The organism is Flavipsychrobacter stenotrophus (genome assembly GCF_002954265.1).
GTDB lineage: Bacteria > Bacteroidota > Bacteroidia > Chitinophagales > Chitinophagaceae > Flavipsychrobacter > Flavipsychrobacter stenotrophus.
In genome coordinates, this window is record NZ_PPSL01000002.1 from 930,534 (window position 1) to 948,441 (window position 17,908).

The following is a 17,908-nucleotide window of genomic DNA, read 5'->3' on the forward strand; positions in this document are numbered from 1 at the left end:
GTTAGTGCTTTAATAGTTTAGTTAACTGATCTTTTATACGGTGAATCTTCACCGCCACATTACCTGTAGAAATACCCACTATAGTGCCTATCTCTCCATTATCATATCCATCCAGGTGCAGCGATATAATAGCCCTGTCTGACTCCGCAAGCCGCCTTATGGCCTGGTATAGTCGCTTACTGTCTTCGGTAGCAAGGGCCTGATGCTGAATTGCCGGAGCCAATGGCTCTACATCATCCGTATAGGTTACTATCTTTTGCTTCCGTTTATGGGTAAGTATGGTATTAAGGCACACCCTGTATAACCAGGTTGAGAACTTAGCCTCGTTGCGATACGATTGCCTGCCGTGCCAGCTCTGGTAAAGTACTTCCTGGTACAGGTCTTTCTTTTCCTCCGGGTCATTGGCATAGAGACCTATGAGCTTGTTGAGCAAGCCCTGGTTCTCCCTTATATATGCCATAAACCGTTGCTCGTCCAATGAAGCGCTTATTTAGTAACCGGTAAAATTATCATCAATGCAAAGAGTATGAGTGCCAGCACTAAGTGTGCTATCAACCACGCCTTTTGGTAGAATGGTCTTTGTTTCCACGTCACTGTCTGATCGAACGGATCAAAGACCAATGCCAATCCAATATACATAAGTCCCTCCGACACCGAACCCTTTACAATAAAAAAGAACAGCCCCAGCAGCGTGAAGGCGGCATAGATCATTTTATTAAATGGTCCGGGTATAGTTTTTGGCGTTTTTACGTTCGTTTCCGTGCTCATAAAAATTGCTTTGTATTATTAGTTGCACACCTGTTCGAAAAATTACAAGGAATAGAAAATATTTTTAGTCCTTACTCCTCTGATCGAATAAGTAATAAAAGTGCACAAATCACTTATGTAATTATTCGCTTTCTTTTTCGCTAAAAAAAGCCGTATCTTACCTGTACTCATAGCTAACTCACACATGATCACAGTCTATAATACAGACAACCTTTATAGTTATCTTGAACTAATAAGAGACCGCCCCTCTATGATTCTGGGAGAGGAGTCTATAACCGCACTGATGCATCATATATATGGATACCAGGCTGCGCCTGGATCTAAAGAAGTAAATGATGAGTTAAATCCCAACTTCAACGGATTTCATGATTTTGCAGCTGCATATTACGGGCGCAGCAGCTCGTCCAGGGGATGTAAGAACATTATTTTGTCGGCACATTTTGGTCAGGAGAAAGAAGCATTTGTAGCCTTCTTTGAACTGTTAGACCTGTTTAAGAACGGTTACCAATTATCAGTTTCAAAAGAAGTTCTTTTCAAACTGATCGAAACACTCATGCTTGACAAAAATGAAGCACTGCAATTGAATGAGGAGGACAATAATGCACTTTATGTTACTCTGAAAATGTTACCGGTCTCTCTGAAAGACCCTGACTCCATGGCAGACTATGACTGGATACTCAATAGACTTAAAGAGCTGGGCGCGGACAATGTTGCGTTTACAAATCTAATTGCCGGACTAGAAGAAAAAGCAGCAGTGAGGAGACTCTAAAAAAATCCCGACCTAATAAGTCCGGGAGCATTTCTATAATAGCATTTGTTGTGGTTACTTACCGTAACCAAACACCTTTTTCAAAATATCCGTAACCCTTGCTGCAGGATTGTTCCTGATCTTGCCTTCTTCCTCGGCTATGTAAAGAAATACGCCATTCAGCGCACGGTCTGTTACATAGGCTGTAAGATCGGGATTCACCTTGTTAAATGTTGTAGGTAGGTTATTATATACCTCAAACACTTCAGCCCAATACTTTGTAGCGTTTACTTTATCCAGCGAAGCGCTGATGACCGGCCTGAATGCAGCTGTTAGCTGTGCCGATGTTTTGCCCTTAAGATACTGAGTAGCCGCATCGTTATTGCCCTTAAGTATGCCTATAGCATCCTGGACGGTCATTCCGGTAATGGCATTGATAAATATCGGCTTTGCCTGTATAGCTGCATCTTCAGCTGCGCGGTTCATTGCCAGTATAGCCTTATCTACATAAGCGCCCAGTCCTACCTGGCGTAGTGTATTTTCTACCTTGGCCGCTTCAGGTGGCATCATCACTTTTACCAGTGCGTTACTGAAAAAACCATTGGTAACAGACAGTCTGCCGGTAGCATTTTGCGCACCTATTTCCAACGCCTGCTTTAATCCCGATACTATTTCGGTATTGGTGATGGTTGTTGTTTTACTGCTTGCCTTCCTTCTGTTGCCTCCAATAGCACGGGTAGCGTCATTCACATAGTCCCTCAGCATCTGTCCCTGCGCGCCTATAGATAGGCAGGTAAACACTGCTAATCCCATCATTATCTTTCTTGTCCTTGCCATTATATCCTGTTAAGTCTTTTGTTACGTTATATACTTATTTGCCCTTCTGTCCACCCCCTTGCGGTGTGCCGCCACCGCCACCATTATCATCTCCGCCTTCTCCGTCTTTCATGTTCTTGCCACGGTCTTCGGTATTAGGCTGTGTTGTTTTCTTGGTTTCTTCCTTCGGGCGTTTCATTTCTTTCTTATCACCTGCAATATTCTTGCCAACATCTGTTTTACCAAAGCGGTAAGTGAATGTTATATTGCCTATTCGGGTTTCTTTAACACGATTTATGGTCTGGTAATACTGCGCCTGATCAAACTCATTGATGAATCTGTGCGTTTTGAAAATGTCTGAAACATTCAGTACTAGTGTTGCTTTGCCTTTCAGCATATTCTTTTTCAACGCCAGGTCTATCCAATAAGTGTCTTTGGTCTTTCCCTGTGCTATTACCTTGGCCGACTCATAGTTGCCATTGGCTTGTAAAGAGAAGCCGGCCGGCAGCTTTAGTGATGTATTAGCTTTAGCAAACCAACCAAATCCATCTCTATTAGTGAAATTGCCGATAAGCTCTTTATTGGCTTCACCAATAATTATTTTATTCTGGAAGAAGTTGACATTTACTGTGGCATCCCATATTTTGGTCAGTTTCAGATTCCCTATTGCTTCCAGACCAAATGTTGTCCCGCTTTCCAGGTTGCGTGGCTTAGACTCCAGCAATCCCATAAACTGCCCTTCTTTGATAGGGTTGCTCAGGCGCTCAATAAGATTTTTTGTATACTGGTAGTATGCGCTGAAAATGATATTGTTACCCTTCTTATCCAACCTATTGTAGCTGAACTCTACGTTGTCAATAAACTCAGGAATAAGGTCGGGGTTGCCGGTGTTTACCGTGCTTGGGTTAGACAGATCAAGGTAAGGCAGCAACTGAAAGAAGTTAGGCCTGTTGGTTCTGCGGCTGTAGTTGAGGTACACTGTCTGTTGGCCAGGCAACTGGTAAGAAACAAATGCCGATGGAAATAAATTGGTGAAGCTGTTCTTCAGGCTGGTATCTCCGGCAGATTGATAAGTACCTTTATACTCCGCCGTCTCTGCTCGCAAGCCCAGCTGATAGCTGAACTTGTCAACCTGATCGCTCCAGTTAACATAGGCCGCATGTATCTGTTGCTCATAATCATACTTAGCATAGAGGGAGTAGTCAGTAACAGGCGGTATCGAATTGTGCAGCGTATCTGTAGTTGGCGTATTCTTGCTATTAAACCAATAGAACTGGCTCTTGAAGCCAAGCCCCAGTTTGCCATTTTTTGTAAATAACGGGTCCATATAGTCAGCCCATGCGTTGAACGTGCTGTTACCACCACCGCCCGGCGCATTCTGTTCTATGTCATACAGGTGTGTGCCAGCTACACCCGGCGAGTCGGCATAGGTAGTGTAGATCTGCTCACGCTGTATGGTTGTGGTTGCGTAAGTAGCGTCTATACTCAACTCTTCATCCTTCTTCTTAAACTTGTGCTTATAATCTATTGCTGAAGATAAAGACAGTGGCCCGCCCGATGATTTACTAAACCTGTTCTGGTGATAGATAGGCAAAACAGCCTGGTTGGCAGAGGAATAAATATTGTAGTCAGAATTATCACTAAAGCCAAAGCCCATCTTGTTGATGTTCTCGGTGATAGTAAAAGAATTATACTTATTGACGTCGTAAGTAACACCTATACTATTGAATGAGCCGCTGAAATTGCGGGGCACATGCTCATAGGTATGGTAAGATTTAAGGCGGCCCAGTGTATCGGCAGCTCTGTCTTGCCTGTCAGTGATCACATTATTGTATGTATTATTGATACGCAGGTTAGCATTCATAAACGCACTCCACTTACCCTTGCGTATGTTAAGGCCGAAGTTGCCATTGTATTTGTCTCTTGTTCCGGCACCCAGCGTTACATTGCCGTTTATACCCAGACGACCATCTTTTTTCGTAATGATGTTGATGATACCTGTAGTACCCTGTGCATCATATTTAGCCGATGGATTGGTGATCACCTCTACACTCTCTATACTAGAGGCCGGCATACTCTGCAATGCAGATGTTACATCAGAACCCAATAGTGTTGCAGGTTTACCATCTATCAGTATCGTTACGCCGCGTTTTCCTCTCAGGCTTACAGAGCCATCTACATCTACCGATACCGAAGGCACATTCTGCAACACGTCGGTAGCGCTACCACCAGAGCTGGTAATATTCTTCTCTACATTAAATACTTTCTTATCTACTTTCAGCTCCACTACCGGTTTTTCACCAGTTACGGTTGCTGTCTTCAGCGTCGTTTCAGATTGTAGTATTTTTATCTTGCCCAGGTTTTTTTCTAATGAGTCTGCCGTGATCGTCACATTAAAAAACTTGGTAGAAGACCCAATTGATTCTATACGCAACCTGAAATTACCCAGACCCGTTGGTGCTATACTAAAAGAACCATCGTCTTTAGAAAGGTCACCGTTTACAACAGAGGAGTCGGTACGCAGCAAAGTAACCGTGACATAGGAGAGTGGGACACCTTTTGAGTCTGTTAACTTTCCCGATATTTTTCCGGTAGTTGCGGGAGCCGGTGTTTGAAGTGCCGGCTTTTCATTCAGCAAACCCGTTTGGGCCGATACGATATGTGTTGATGACAACAACAGCGCGATAGCCGAAGTTGTTAATATATGTTTAAGATGTGGCATGAGGTTGCAAAAATCTATTAAATATGCGTAAATATTATTTTTCCGCCTAATAAAGTATTGTTAAGACAATACACTGTAGTGGCCAAACAACATATAAACGAAATATTCATTTAGCATATTGGCAAAATAGGAGTTTGCCATCCCTACAAATACCGCTGATCAATAATGTTCTTGTGATGGTGGATGTGCCCTATCGTAATAAAACCCAATGCTCTGGGTGTAATAGGAAACGGTGCATTATTTCCTATACGCTCACTATGCTCATTACTTAAATTTTCATAAAACACATCAGTGGCACCGCGTACTGCTCTAAATTCATTCACCAGACTTTCCATGGTCCTTCCGCTCACTTCTGCACCCCTCACATACAGGTCCGGGTCCATCTTGTGCAGTTGCGTTTCACTATCTCCCCTGCCGGCCACCAATGCGCGGTATATAAATACACGCTCGGTATCTATCAGGTGCATCAGCACTTCCTTAATGGTCCATTTACCCGGCTCGTAGCGGTAATTTTGCTTGTCTGTGGGAATTGCGGAATAATAGCTAACGGTGTCAGCCGTATTTTTTCTCAGCAATTCCATAAAATCACCCTCACCCACAAGGTCTATATAGCCCTGGAAATAGGGATTGTATTCATTTATGTTTGGTCGTTTCATGATACCCCATTTTCAATAACGCAAAATACAGCATTTCAATTACCAACACCATGATGAACGTCCTTCATTTAACACACATATCCACATTTTCAAACCACAAAAAGCCACGAAACCCACCACCACAAAGCCCTACAACCAAACCTAAAATTGTGGATATGTTCATTTGCACTTAACATCTCCCTTCCCGACCTTTGTGTGTTATTCTATCGCACTTTCCCCATGTCGTTACAGCCTCCCGAGATCGCCTGTTCGCTCCGCCGTTGTTGGTCTTCCGACCAACAACCGTCTGGCCGGCTCTTTTCCTCACTAAGACGTCACTGCGAGGAACGAAGCAGTCTCGCATCGGGACGTATTTGTTTTTGGATACCCGCTCTCTCGCTCCCACTCTCAATCATCGGGCACGATCAGGCATAACCCAAAATCACAACCAAATGAAAACCAACAAACTACACCAATCCCATGCCCGATTAGAATTTCATTTCCATCGGGTATCGCTCCCAAAGATCGCCCGTTGTCGGTCTCAGACCGACGACCATCGGGCCGGTTCTCTTTGAGATTGCATCGGGCATCCTGTTATTCCTTTAATCTTATAAATCCTGGTTCAGACAACCACTCATCGGGCACAATCGGGCATAACCCAAAATCACAACAAAATGAAAACCAATCAACTACACCAATCCCATGCCCGATCAGCATTTCATTTCCATCGGGCATTCAAAAAAAACAACAACGTAGGGGCTGAACATCTTCAGCCCTGCATTAACCTGGGTTAAATCGGAATAACAACACATATCCTCCTTTTCCTTCAATCCTGACCGTCCTGGTTCATACAACCAACATCGGGCACGATCGGGCATGACCAAAAACCGCAACCACATGAAAACCAATCAACTACAACAATTCAATGCCCGATTAGAATTCCATTTCCATCGGGCATGGGCAGAAAAAGAAAAAATCCACATCGGGCATCCTGTCTTTCCTTTGATCTCATAAATCCTGGTTCAGACAACCACTCATCGGGCATAACCCAAAATCACAACCAAATGAAAACCAACCAACTACACCAATCCCATGCCCGATCAGCATTTCATTTCCATCGGGCATTCAAAAAAAACAACAACGTAGGGGCTGAACATCTTCAGCCCTGCATAAACCGGGGTTACATCGGAATAACAACCCGTATCCTCCTTTTCCTTCAATCCTGACCATCCTGATTCAGACAACCAACATCGGGCACGATCGGGCATAGCCAAAAATCACAACCAAATGAAAAACAACGAACTATGCCAATTCAATGCCCGATCAGAATTTCATTTTCATCGGGCATGGGCAGAAAAAGAAAAAAATCCGCATCGGACATCCTGTCTTTCCTTTGATCTCATAAATCCTGGTTCAGACAATCCCATTGGCACAATTTCTAAATACACCAATAAGAACACCAAATACCCAACAAACCCTATACTATCGTAAATTGCATACACATGAGTACGGATACAAAAAAGCGCATTGCCTCGGGCGATATTATAGAGGTAATGGGTGCGCGGGTGCATAACCTGAAAAATATAGATGTAAGCATTCCCAAAAATAAATTGGTGGTGATCACCGGTATCAGCGGCAGCGGAAAATCTTCACTGGCGTTCGATACCATTTTTGCCGAAGGACAACGCAGGTATATGGAAAGCTTTGCTGCCTATGCCCGTCAGTTCATGGGCGACCTGGAACGCCCCGATGTGGATAAGATCTCAGGTCTTAGCCCGGTAATATCCATAGAGCAGAAGACCACCAATCGTAACCCGCGCAGTACCGTGGGCACCGTTACGGAGGTCTACGACTTCATGCGCCTGCTGTTTGCCCGCGTGGCCGATGCCTATTCTTACAATACCAGTAAGAAAATGACCAAGTTCAGCGAGGAAGAGATCATTGCCCACATACAGGACAACTTCATGGGCAAAAAGATCATGCTCCTGGCTCCTGTTGTTCGTGGTCGTAAAGGACATTACCGCGAGCTATTCGAGCAGTTGAGAAAGCAAGGTTACCTGAAGGTGCGTGTAGATGGTGAGGTAGTAGAGCTTAAAGAGCGCATGCAGCTGGACAGGTACAAGATCCACGATATAGAACTGGTGATAGACCGACTGCTGGTAGGCCCCGATGCACGTGCGCGCATGAGCGAGAGTGTGCAGAAGAGCCTGCAGATGGGTAAGGACCTCATGTTCGTTGGCGAGAATGATAAGAATACAGTAGTACAATATAGCCGTTCACTCATGTGTGCCGATACCGGCATCAGCTATGAAGAGCCATCACCAAATACCTTCTCCTTCAACAGTCCGTATGGCGCATGCCCTAAGTGCAAAGGACTAGGCAGCGTGTACCAGGTGAATATGGAAGAGGTATTGCCCGATATGAACAAAAGCATCAACGATGGCGGTATCGCCCCACTCGGCGAAGAGCGTGATGCATGGTCGTTCCGTATGGTGAATATACTGGCGAAGAAGAATAAAATATCGCTCTCCACTCCACTTAAAAATTTGTCTGAGAAGCACCTCAACATATTGCTCTACGGCAATGAAGAAGGGCAGATAACCTATGTGAACAGCGGTGAAGAAGGACCTAAAGAAGAGATCACTGAACATAACTACGAGGGTATAGTCAACATGGTGCTGCGCTGGTTCAGCGAAACAAGTTCTGAGAGTGTGCGTAGCTGGGCCGAAGCCTTTATGCAGCTCAATACCTGCCCCGAATGTAATGGTGCAAGACTGAGAAAAGAAAGCCTGTACTTTAAGATAGATGAGAAGAATATTTCTGAGCTGTGTAACTTCTCATTGAAGGGATTATCTGAATGGTTTGAAGGAATAGAAAAGCGCGTAAGCAAGAAGCAGAACACTATTGCTAAAGACATACTGAAAGAGATCCGCGACAGGCTGGCATTCCTCCTGGAAGTGGGCCTGCACTACCTTACGCTCGATCGGCCTACACGTACATTAAGCGGTGGTGAATCACAACGCATAAGGCTGGCTACCCAAATTGGTTCGCAACTAACAGGTATCACTTACATTCTCGATGAGCCTAGTATAGGCCTTCATCAGCGGGATAACATGCGACTCATCAATGCACTCAAGAGTCTTCGCGACAGCGGTAACTCAGTGTTGGTAGTTGAGCACGATAAAGACATCATGCTGGCCAGCGATCACCTGATAGATATAGGCCCTGCAGCGGGTTTCCATGGTGGTAAGATAGTAAGTGCAGGCACTCCTGCGGAGATGCTGAAAATGAAGACCATCACCGCAGGCTACCTCAACAACACCCTAAAAATACACGTACCCGAAGAGCGCAAGAAAGGCAATGGTAAAACCCTTGCGCTCACCGGCGCTACAGGAAACAACCTGAAGAATGTTTCTGTAAAATTACCACTTGGTTCATTCATTTGTGTAAGCGGCGTAAGCGGCAGCGGAAAGAGTACGCTTATCAATGAAACCCTTTACCCTATACTCGCCAAGCACTGCTATCCCAACTTTAAGCAGGTGCCAATGCCTTACAAAAAGGTAGAAGGATTGGAGCATATAGATAAGGTAATAGAAATAGATCAAAGCCCCATAGGCCGCACACCACGTAGCAACCCTGCTACTTATTGTGGCTTCTTTAACGATGTACGGCAACTGTTTGCGCAGGTACCGGAGGCCAAGATACGCGGCTACAATGCAGGCCGTTTCTCTTTCAATGTAAAGGGTGGTCGCTGCGAAGAGTGCAAGGGCGGCGGTATGCGCGTGATTGAAATGAATTTCTTACCTGATGTATATGTGCCGTGCGAAAAATGTAATGGCCGCAGGTACAACCGCGAAACACTGGAGATCCGCTACAAAGGCAAGTCGATAAGCGATGTACTGAACATGACCGTTGATGATGCGGTAGAGTTCTTCGTGAATGTCCATTTCCTGCATAGGCGCGTAAAGACACTACAGGATGTAGGTCTGGGCTATGTTACCATAGGGCAGAGTGCTACAACCCTTAGTGGCGGTGAAGCACAGCGAGTAAAGCTGGCAACAGAACTCTCTAAAAAGGACACCGGACAGACCATCTACATACTAGACGAGCCCACAACGGGCCTGCACTTCGAAGACATCAACCACCTCCTCTCAGTACTCAACAGATTGGTAGAACGTGGCAATACTGTCCTCGTCATAGAGCACAATATGGATGTAATAAAAGTAGCAGATTACGTAATAGACATGGGCCCCGAAGGCGGTGCTGGAGGTGGCAAAGTAGTTGCTCAAGGCACCCCCGAAGACATAATAAAAGTAAAAGAAAGCCACACCGGCCTCTTCCTCAAAGAAGAGCTGAAACTGGCGAAACTATAAAAGAAAGAAACCGCCAAAACGTACGTAGAGACGTAAGATTTTGCGTCTCCACCCAACATGAGGCACTAAGCACCCCGAATGTCACGGTGAGGCTCTCGAACCGCGACATTCGGCATCGGGCTGATTCTCGTATGCTAAGCGTAGACTCTGTCTACGCTTGCGCGGTTGCCGGTCTCCCGACCGGCGCATCGGGACGTATTCGTTTTGAGATTCACTCCCACTATGAGTTAAACATTTAAACTAACAACTATGAAATCAACAACAAAAACAACACTACTCATACTGTCCTCCATCATTATCAATGGGGCAATCATTGCCTATTGGTATTACTTGTCGCATAAGGACTATGGAGGTTTTACGATCTACCCACCTTTACCCGCTTTAGGTAACGGTGAGGACGGGTATTTGGTATTCATAGAAAAAATACAAGAAGATCATCATCGTTTTATGGCTGCACTGTGCGCTACAGGTGTTGCTAATATTGCTTTGGTTGCAGCGGCATTAGTAAAACTAAGACGCTAATAACGACCCACATCTGCCGCTGCTGTGTCTCCCGACCAACAGCCATCGGGCCGATTCTCTTTGAGATACTCCAAGCCGTCATTGCGAGGAACGAAGCAATCTAGTAGAGGGACGTATTCGTTTTGAGACGTACAAGAAACCGCTCGGGTGCACCGCTGTTGCGTCTTCAGACCAATCCCAACCAAAGGTCGGGAGGCCGGTTCTATTTGAGTTACCGAACAGGGTCATAACCCCACTAGCTCTTTGAAATATTGTAAACTCTTATTTGCCTCGCTTGCTATGTCTATGGTGGCGATTATATTTACGCAGGTTAAATGGTACAATAAAAAACTCTATAACGTTTCTCGTGGAATACCAGAAATCAGGTTCAAGCGTATCTGTAAATTGTTTATAGATATCCTGCAACCCCAATTTTGTATAAACTGAATCAGTAAAAGCCATTGCATTTTTATACTCTCGAACACTTGTATCCCATGCTGTTCCCGACCATAACTTCGCAGTGTATAGAGTGGGTGTGGCATATTCAAAAACATAACTAATCCCATCTGCAACATCATAGTCATTGCCTTTTGTATCGATACCCCATCCCCTTATAGATCGGTCATTAGGTATGTCAATGCCAGCATGCATTAAATGGAGCAACTGCCGGGAAGAAAGCGAATCAAGCGGGATTTTACAAAGGATAAATTCTCGTGAAGGATTGACCTCTTTATTTCTGCGATTGCTCCTCTTGTAAGCATAGTTCGTGATTAAACCGGACACTCCTTGTTCATTTCGCCACACATCGACGATCTGCCCTTCAAATGCCAGACGATAGTGAATACTATCAGTTGATAAAACTAGGTCTTTCAAGACAAATTGGCTATCGAAACAATGCTTCCATTCGAAGGAAATAAAGACGGAATCGGCAATTATTTTTTTCTCCACAACCTGCCCATCACCATTCAATGACAGAGCCCAAAAGCAGAAAAAAGCAAATATCCCTTTCATAGATAGGTCCTATCTTTATATTCAAAAATAATCATTCCCTATGAAGAAAATCATCCTTGCAGCTTGCGTAATTATAAGCATGTTTGCCTCATGCGGGAAACCCAACTACATGTGTACCTGTTATCTTAATGGTGTGAATGACACCAATATCTATATGGGGAAAATATCAGCCGGTGAGGCCAATAAAAACTGTGAGGTGGTAAATAGCTTAAGGCCTGCAGATAGCTGTTATGCAATGCAAGAGGCTTATAAATAGAGGCCTAAAGAGTGCCCTCGGTTTTATTTGCAGTGTTTTCTTTTTCTTTCTTCATTAGCTTCCTGTACCTCATTATTGTTCTAACAAACTCCACCAGCAGCATAATACACAGCATGGGCAATACAATAAACACCCTTATGTTGTAAGCTTCGGCAGTTACAAAATCGAGATGGATCATGTGCATGCAGGCACGCGTTAGCCCGCAACCCCAGCAATGGTAACCAGATAGTATAGTGAAGAGGCAAAAATCTTTCCCATTATCAAAGGTGTCTGCTGGTAGCAGTAGCAGGACTAACGGAAATAAGGCCAAGACGATAGCCTTGGCCTTATAAAATGTTGGATTATACTTATAGTGTGTCAGAGTACTTGCCATTTTTAGGACCCAGATCGCCGGTGATAATGCGGATAAGATCTATCAAAGCCCATACACCACAACCACCTGCTGTAAGCAGCTGAACAACACCCTGCCATGTGTAACCAAGGTAGAACCTGTGAATACCTAAAACCACCCAGGAAGATAACCAGCAGCAATGCTACCAATTGGCTTTTGCCACCATGTGATTTTGGAGCAGCAGGCGCACTCTGCGATGTGGCACTGGCACTGCTGTACTGAGCATCAGCCTGAGACAGTTGCTCATTGTTGCCATTAGCATTAGTTGCTGATGTTGTTTCTTGTCTTGCCTTCTCATGGATAGGGAACGCCGCCTGAGACATGGTAACGCCCAGAATGCCGAACCCTACAATAGCGGCAGCAAGCTTCAATTTGTTCATCTTCATAATTTTTGATTTAGATAGTTTAAATAATGTCGGAAAATAAGACGTTTTTTTCAATAATACTAGCAAAGACAAAATATACTCAGAACATAATGTGCTGTACATCAGTTTTGTAGTAGCCTGTTTCCTTTCAGAGCGTATAGAATAAGCACCATTATTGTTGCCGTTATTTATAAGCGGCTTTGAAATGTTGTTTGCTCAGGGTAGAGGCACGCACTTCATCTTCATAAAGATGCATCTCCTGTATCTCTTTCTTTGAAAACTTACGTAAGGCACATTGTGATGAGCGGCATAGAGTATAATCACCGGGAGACAGCGTGTCATACAGCACTGCAAACTTTGCCGAAAGGTTAAGTACGGAATCTATATTATTCACGGCATACAAGATCTCCTTTGCCTCCTTCACATTGTCATTTTGTGCATCAGGAGACCAATATGTTCTTAAGGTGTAGCGCACTGGTGTAGATGTTTCAAAACTGAACGTGATACCATCATACCCCTGCACCCAGTCTTTAATGTACATATCAGAAGGTATATTGCTGATGCTGTTGATAGCAGTATATGCCCACCTGGCACTGGCAGTATCTAATATTACTCTGCTGTAAAATGTTCTGAACGGTCGGTTATAAAAGAAGCCTAAATCTACAGTATCAGCATAGCTGGTTACTACCCCTTGGTAGGTCTTCAGGTCTTTACTCCACACGTCTACCGTCTGTCCTCGGTCATTCCAGTAGCGCATGTGCAATGTATCTGTACTCACTATCAAGTGTTCCAGTTGTAGTGAGTTCTCTCTGCGCAGCTCATACTTATAGCCATCCAAAACGCCGTTTAATGATGTAACGGGCAGCATGATCTGCTTACTACGCACTGGCTTTACCTGCTCCGTTTTGGGAGTATTACAGCCGGCAATAAATACTATTGCACACAATAATTGTATGGGAAAAGACTTGAACATGGAGGTGCAAAAGTAGCCCTTATTCAAACAAAAGTAAATGCACATTCTGGGTTAGTCTGACACCCAAAAGCCTGAAAACAAAAAAATCCCCTTTCAAGACTATGAAAGAGGACGTTTTACAAGTATCAATGAGTTACCACTTCAATGATGAGTCATCATCAAAATGATTGTTTCTTGGTTTGTGGCTGGAAGGCTGACTGGCAGCATGCCTTACTTCAGGCTTGCGGGGTGCAGGTGAGCTGCTATTTCCCGATGCCGTTGCAGGCATTGCGCTAAAGTCTGTTTTAGGCTTGCCGGGGCTGCTGCTCTTCTGCCTGTTGTTATCCCATTTGCGCTTCTGCTGCGCGCCTGGTATAGCATTTGGGCGGCGCACTACATCCTTGCCCTTAGGCAGGTTGATGTGTACCATACCTTCAGCAGACATAGGGTAAGGGTGCTTTTCCTCAACCGGTATCTTCATGCTGATCAGCTTCTCAATGTTTCTCCAGTCGCTCTTCTCTTCGCTGTCGCAGAAAGACATAGCTATACCGCTTGCACCTGCACGACCGGTACGGCCTATACGGTGTACATACGTTTCAGGCACTTCAGGTATCTCGTAGTTGATAACGTGAGACAACAAGTCAACATCAATACCGCGGGCAGCAATGTCGGTAGCTATCAAGGCGCGAATGTTGCCGTCCTTAAAGTTGCTCAATGCACGCTGGCGGGCATTTTGTGATTTGTTACCGTGGATAGCTTCCGCTTTCACACCTACTTTTTCCAGGTCTTTTACCACCTTATCTGCGCCATGCTTGGTACGGGTAAATACCAGTACGCGCTTTATCTCCTTGTTGGTCAGTACATGTGCCAGCAACTGGCGCTTATCTTTCTTATCTACAAAGTATACCGACTGTTGCACAGTCTCAGCAGTAGTAGATACAGGCGTTACCGCTACAGTTTCGGGATTGTTAAGGATAGTATTGGCCAGCTTCTGAGCTTCTGGCGGCATGGTTGCAGAGAAGAAGAGGGTTTGCCTTGGGGAAGGCAACTTAGCTACCACTTTCTTTACATCATGTATAAAGCCCATGTCCAGCATACGGTCAGCCTCATCCAGCACAAATATCTTGATGTCTTTAAGGCTGATATATCCTTGTGATATAAGATCCATAAGGCGGCCGGGAGTGGCAATAAGAATGTCAATGCCATTTCTCAAAGCCTGCACCTGCGCACCCTGTGGCACGCCACCGAAGATAACGGTATGCCTTAGCTTAAGACCCCTGCCATAGTTGGCAAAGCTCTCACCTATCTGTATAGCCAACTCACGTGTTGGTGTCAATATCAATGTCTTGATGATCTTTGGTGCGCGCTCTGCATGTTGTGCATGCAATGTCTGCAAAATAGGAATTGCGAAGGCAGCGGTTTTACCGGTACCTGTCTGAGCCAGACCTAAAAGGTCTTTGCCCTGTAATAAAATTGGGATCGCCTGTTCTTGTATAGGCGTAGGGTTAGTGTAACCCTCGTTCTCAAGAGCCTTCAAAATGGGCTCAATGAGGTTAAGTTCATTAAATGTCATAAATAAATTTAAGTGCGCTGAGCAGCAAGACTAGTTATAAATCTTACAAATTGTGTAAGAACTGTCAGCTTGCAAAAAGAGTATAACGCAATCTGCATATGCGGGGAGAAGTGCGAAAATAAAATAATTGAACCGACCCCAGAAAGGAACACAGCATTAAAATAATAGAACAAAGGTAAGTTATTAATGGGATAGATGCGCTAGGTCTATGTGTTCAAAAAGTTAAACCTTTCTACATATGGCTTTCGTAACTTTGGCTGATGGTAGTTAATCCGCAATACTTATTCGACGCGAAAGGCAATACCATTGGGGTTTTCCTGTCAATAGATGGGTGGGATAAACTTGCCACACTTCTGCAAAATGAGATACCAGATTGGCAGAAGAAACTTATTGACACAAGGCTTGAAGAGTACAGTAAAGACTCAGGTAACACCTTGGATTGGGATGAGATTGCTCATAAATTGTAGGATGAAATTCCTTGAAAAAAAATGTCATGGTGAGCCGCGCCGAACCACTACATTTTTTTCATCAGCGGTGATGACTACAAAACGAATACGTCCCGTGCGAATGTCGCGGTTAAGTATCATTACATACTTAATAAGAAGCGGCCCGATGGCTGTTTGTCAGAAGACACAACAGCGGCAGGTGTGGGATTAATCAATTACTTCCCATCCGGCTCAAACTCCAGTACTAGCGAATTCATGCAGAAGCGCTTGTAAGTAGGTGGTGGTCCATCATCGAACAGGTGGCCAAGGTGACCGCCGCAGCGGGTGCAGGTTACTTCTGTGCGCTCCATACCATGGGTAATATCGGGCGTATAGGTAACGGCGTTAGGGCGTATGCTCTCGAAGAAGCTGGGCCAGCCGCAGGTACTGGCAAACTTATCTGTAGAACGGAATAGTGTATTGCCACAGGCTACGCAATAGTAGGTGCCCTTGGTGTCGGTCTTATAGTACTTACCGCTGAATGCATATTCGGTTCCTTTCAGGCGCGATATTTCATACACATCTCCCGGTAGTATCTTCTTCCATTCTGCATTACTTACGTTCAGCTTGTTGGTATCTGTACGGGAATAATACTTGTTGTTCTTATGGTCGACAGAAGGAGCCGATTTGGTTTGAGAGTTGGCGCAACTGCTTATCAACATAGCGCTGAAAAAAGACAAGATCAATATGGTTGCTGATCGCATAAAAAGTCACTTTATTTTGTTACCCAATAGTGGTGAGGATATAATAAACGAGCCATCGATCTCTGTGGATTTATATGGCTCATTGTTTTTCAATGCTTTAACATTTTAGCAATGGTCGTTCACTAAAACAACATCTTATACACATCCTCTACCTTGTTTACCGTCTTTATCTCTATCTTAAAGTTCTTCAGATCCAGTCCTTTCATATTGGCCTTGGGTATGAATATCACATCCATGCCCAGCTTGTCGGCCTCTGCTATGCGCTGGTCTATACGGTTGATGGCGCGTATCTCTCCGCTCAATCCTATCTCACCTACCAGGCATATATTCTTAGGCAGTGCTTTATCCTCGTAAGAACTCAGCAATGCACATACCAGTGCCAGCTCTATAGAAGGATCTTCTATTTTCAGTCCGCCGGCTATGTTTACGAACACATCTTTCTGGCCAAAATGAAAACCACCGCGCTTTTCCAGTACTGCTAAAAGTAGTTGTAATCTGCGGGGATCCAGTCCGCTTACGGTGCGCTGCGGATTGCCATACACGGCCTGGGTCACCAGTGCCTGTACCTCTATCATCATAGGGCGCAGTCCTTCCATGGTCGATGCTATGGCTATACCACTCAATGGCTCTTCGTGCTGCGACAATAATATCTCAGATGGATTGATGACGGGGCGCATACCTTGTGCTACCATTTCATAGATACCCAGTTCAGATGTTGGCCCGAAGCGATTTTTAAGCGTACGCAGAATGCGGTAGGCATAGTGCCTGTCTCCTTCAAATTGCAACACCGTATCTACTATGTGCTCTAATACTTTAGGGCCTGCTATAGATCCTTCCTTAGTTATATGCCCTATAATAAATACCGGTATACCGCTTGTCTTGGCAAAGCGTTGCAGTTCAGCAGCGCACTCACGTACCTGCGATACACTACCTGCTGCCGACTCTACATATGGCGACTCCAAAGTTTGTATAGAGTCTATGATCAGCATATCCGGCTTTACCTTCTTTACTTCATTAAATATGGTAGCGGTATCTGTAGCTGTGAGTAGAAATAGATTATTGTTCTTAGCCCCAATACGTTCGGCACGCAACTTTATCTGTTGCGCACTTTCTTCTCCCGATACATATAATGTAGTAATGTCGTTCCAGAGTATACCTACCTGTAGGAATAGAGTAGACTTACCAATCCCCGGTTCGCCCGCAACCAATGTTACAGACCCTGGTACCAGTCCGCCGCCTAATACACGGTTAAGTTCAGGATCGGGTGCAATCATGCGCGGCACATTGATCTGTACTATATCATCGAGCCTGTGCGCTTTGTTGTTTTCTTTTTTCTCGTCATCCCATGGTGTGGCTGCCTTGCCCTTGTCTTCCCGCTGCACTACTTCTTCTACAAAAGTATTCCATCCACTGCACGATGGACACTTGCCCGTCCACTTGGGAGTTTCGTATCCGCATTGCTGACAAAAGAAAGCTGTTTTGGTCTTGGCCATATGGTAGCGAAGTTACGAGGGAAGGGAGTTAAAAAGCTAAAAGGATAAGAGGTTAAAAAGGCGGTGTTTCTACGGCAATCTTTGCGAGGAACGAATCAATCTCGCAAGAAATAAT

17 protein-coding genes are annotated in these 17,908 nt (G+C 44.7%); 5 read left to right on the forward strand and 12 right to left on the reverse strand.

Going from position 1 to position 17,908, the window contains the following annotated elements:
- Nucleotide 1 precedes the first annotated feature (1 nt).
- Complete coding sequence (locus CJD36_RS09280; RefSeq protein ID WP_145959408.1) at nucleotides 2–460, reverse strand: RNA polymerase sigma factor; 459 nt, start codon at nucleotides 458–460, stop codon at nucleotides 2–4.
- A 26-nt stretch (nucleotides 461–486) separates the two neighbouring features.
- Complete coding sequence (locus CJD36_RS09285; protein WP_105038853.1) at nucleotides 487–768, reverse strand: hypothetical protein; 282 nt, start codon at nucleotides 766–768, stop codon at nucleotides 487–489.
- A gap of 184 nt (nucleotides 769–952) precedes the next feature.
- Between CJD36_RS09285 and CJD36_RS09290 the strand changes: the two genes are divergently transcribed.
- Nucleotides 953–1,537 carry a hypothetical protein gene (locus tag CJD36_RS09290; protein WP_133162573.1) on the forward strand — a complete coding sequence of 195 codons (585 nt, stop codon included), beginning with the start codon at nucleotides 953–955 and terminating at the stop codon, nucleotides 1,535–1,537.
- A 54-nt stretch (nucleotides 1,538–1,591) separates the two neighbouring features.
- On the opposite strand, the gene CJD36_RS09295 is transcribed toward CJD36_RS09290, so the two are convergent.
- From CJD36_RS09295 to CJD36_RS09305, 3 genes are all read right to left on the reverse strand, one after another.
- Nucleotides 1,592–2,353: a DUF4197 domain-containing protein gene (locus CJD36_RS09295; protein ID WP_240609327.1), complete on the reverse strand. Its 762-nt coding sequence runs from the start codon at nucleotides 2,351–2,353 to the stop codon at nucleotides 1,592–1,594.
- Between the two features lie 34 nt (nucleotides 2,354–2,387).
- Nucleotides 2,388–5,054 carry an outer membrane beta-barrel family protein gene (locus tag CJD36_RS09300; RefSeq protein ID WP_105038855.1) on the reverse strand — a complete coding sequence of 889 codons (2,667 nt, stop codon included), beginning with the start codon at nucleotides 5,052–5,054 and terminating at the stop codon, nucleotides 2,388–2,390.
- Between the two features lie 143 nt (nucleotides 5,055–5,197).
- Nucleotides 5,198–5,710: a DinB family protein gene (locus tag CJD36_RS09305; RefSeq protein ID WP_105038856.1), complete on the reverse strand. Its 513-nt coding sequence runs from the start codon at nucleotides 5,708–5,710 to the stop codon at nucleotides 5,198–5,200.
- A 1,481-nt stretch (nucleotides 5,711–7,191) separates the two neighbouring features.
- Between CJD36_RS09305 and uvrA the strand changes: the two genes are divergently transcribed.
- Together uvrA and CJD36_RS09315 are read left to right on the forward strand one after the other, a co-directional pair.
- Nucleotides 7,192–10,062 (forward strand): excinuclease ABC subunit UvrA, encoded by a 2,871-nt coding sequence (gene uvrA, locus CJD36_RS09310; RefSeq protein ID WP_105038857.1) that lies wholly within the window; start codon nucleotides 7,192–7,194, stop codon nucleotides 10,060–10,062.
- A 249-nt stretch (nucleotides 10,063–10,311) separates the two neighbouring features.
- The gene (locus CJD36_RS09315) at nucleotides 10,312–10,584 is read left to right on the forward strand and encodes a hypothetical protein (protein WP_105038858.1); all 273 of its coding nucleotides are present in this window, start codon (nucleotides 10,312–10,314) and stop codon (nucleotides 10,582–10,584) included.
- Nucleotides 10,585–10,845: 261 nt separating this feature from the next.
- On the opposite strand, the gene CJD36_RS09320 is transcribed toward CJD36_RS09315, so the two are convergent.
- Nucleotides 10,846–11,574 (reverse strand): hypothetical protein, encoded by a 729-nt coding sequence (locus CJD36_RS09320; protein WP_105038859.1) that lies wholly within the window; start codon nucleotides 11,572–11,574, stop codon nucleotides 10,846–10,848.
- A 40-nt stretch (nucleotides 11,575–11,614) separates the two neighbouring features.
- Here CJD36_RS09320 and CJD36_RS09325 point away from each other — a divergent pair, with 40 nt between their 5' ends.
- Nucleotides 11,615–11,830, forward strand: a complete 216-nt coding sequence (locus CJD36_RS09325) for a hypothetical protein (RefSeq protein WP_105038860.1) — start codon at nucleotides 11,615–11,617, stop codon at nucleotides 11,828–11,830.
- 4 nt (nucleotides 11,831–11,834) lie between these two features.
- Here the strand turns inward: CJD36_RS09325 and CJD36_RS09330 are convergent, their stop codons facing one another.
- The 4 genes from CJD36_RS09330 to CJD36_RS09345 form a co-directional block, all read right to left on the reverse strand.
- Nucleotides 11,835–12,203, reverse strand: coding sequence for a DUF2752 domain-containing protein (locus CJD36_RS09330; protein WP_105038861.1), 369 nt, complete (start codon nucleotides 12,201–12,203; stop codon nucleotides 11,835–11,837).
- On the reverse strand, nucleotides 12,178–12,339 hold the full coding sequence (locus CJD36_RS23960) for a TM2 domain-containing protein (protein WP_205685580.1): 162 nt from the start codon (nucleotides 12,337–12,339) through the stop codon (nucleotides 12,178–12,180). Before CJD36_RS23960 ends, CJD36_RS09330 begins: the two co-directional genes overlap by 26 nt.
- A gap of 431 nt (nucleotides 12,340–12,770) precedes the next feature.
- The gene (locus tag CJD36_RS09340; protein WP_105038862.1) at nucleotides 12,771–13,559 is read right to left on the reverse strand and encodes a hypothetical protein; all 789 of its coding nucleotides are present in this window, start codon (nucleotides 13,557–13,559) and stop codon (nucleotides 12,771–12,773) included.
- 133 nt (nucleotides 13,560–13,692) lie between these two features.
- Entirely contained in the window at nucleotides 13,693–15,111 is a 1,419-nt protein-coding gene (locus CJD36_RS09345) for a DEAD/DEAH box helicase (protein WP_105038863.1), read from the reverse strand.
- Nucleotides 15,112–15,371: 260 nt separating this feature from the next.
- On the opposite strand from CJD36_RS09345, the gene CJD36_RS09350 reads away from it, so the two are divergent.
- Nucleotides 15,372–15,578, forward strand: coding sequence for an addiction module protein (locus CJD36_RS09350; protein WP_105038864.1), 207 nt, complete (start codon nucleotides 15,372–15,374; stop codon nucleotides 15,576–15,578).
- Nucleotides 15,579–15,772: 194 nt separating this feature from the next.
- Here the strand turns inward: CJD36_RS09350 and msrB are convergent, their stop codons facing one another.
- Together msrB and radA are read right to left on the reverse strand one after the other, a co-directional pair.
- Nucleotides 15,773–16,300 (reverse strand): peptide-methionine (R)-S-oxide reductase MsrB, encoded by a 528-nt coding sequence (gene msrB, locus CJD36_RS09355; RefSeq protein WP_105038865.1) that lies wholly within the window; start codon nucleotides 16,298–16,300, stop codon nucleotides 15,773–15,775.
- Nucleotides 16,301–16,422: 122 nt separating this feature from the next.
- Nucleotides 16,423–17,793, reverse strand: coding sequence for a DNA repair protein RadA (gene radA / locus CJD36_RS09360; protein ID WP_105038866.1), 1,371 nt, complete (start codon nucleotides 17,791–17,793; stop codon nucleotides 16,423–16,425).
- Between the last annotated feature and the right edge of the window lie 115 nt (nucleotides 17,794–17,908).